Genomic DNA, 604 nt, shown 5'->3' on the forward strand with positions numbered 1-604 from the left:
ATGCCGTCAGCGGCAACCCCTCGGGCCCGTTCACGACCTCGACACCCGTGGCGGGCTCGTTTCAGATTGCAGCGGCGAATGTGGTGATCGGCGCGCAGCTCAATTGCGTCGTGCCCTACCTGCTGCCGGCCTCGGCCACGCAGTCCACCCTCACGCTGGCGCCGGCCGGGCCCCTGGTGGCTGGCGCCGCCAGCTACACCGTGACCGCCTCGGCGCGTGATGCCAACGGGGCCCTGGTCACCACCAGCCCCTACACCTTCAACTTCAGCAACTCGGGAGGCAGCCTCAGTGCGGCCAGTTGCACCACCGCCACCAGCGGTGGCAACGCAGGCACTTGCTCGGTCACGCTGAGTTCGCCCTTGGTTGGCAGCTTCAGCGTGAGTGCCACCCAGGGCGGCACCTCGATTGCTGGCAGCCCGGCCAGTGCGGTGTTCGTGGCCGGTAGCGCCACGGCGGGCAGCTCGCGCGTGGCGATCAGCAGTGGCCCCAAGACGGCCAACGGCAGCGATGCCTACACCCTCACCGCCAGCGCCTATGACGCCAACGGCAACCTCAACACCAGTGCGGCCAGCAGCTTCAGCTTCAGCGCCCCGGGCACGGGGGC

At 69.5% G+C, this 604-nt stretch carries 1 protein-coding gene; it reads left to right on the top strand.

The features are described 5' to 3' along the window. Positions 1–604, top strand: a 604-nt coding sequence (locus tag AC07VS_RS28805) for an invasin domain 3-containing protein (RefSeq protein ID WP_494752693.1), incomplete at both ends; no start/stop codon positions are given.

It is taken from the genome of Curvibacter sp. GW821-FHT01G03 (assembly GCF_059422285.1).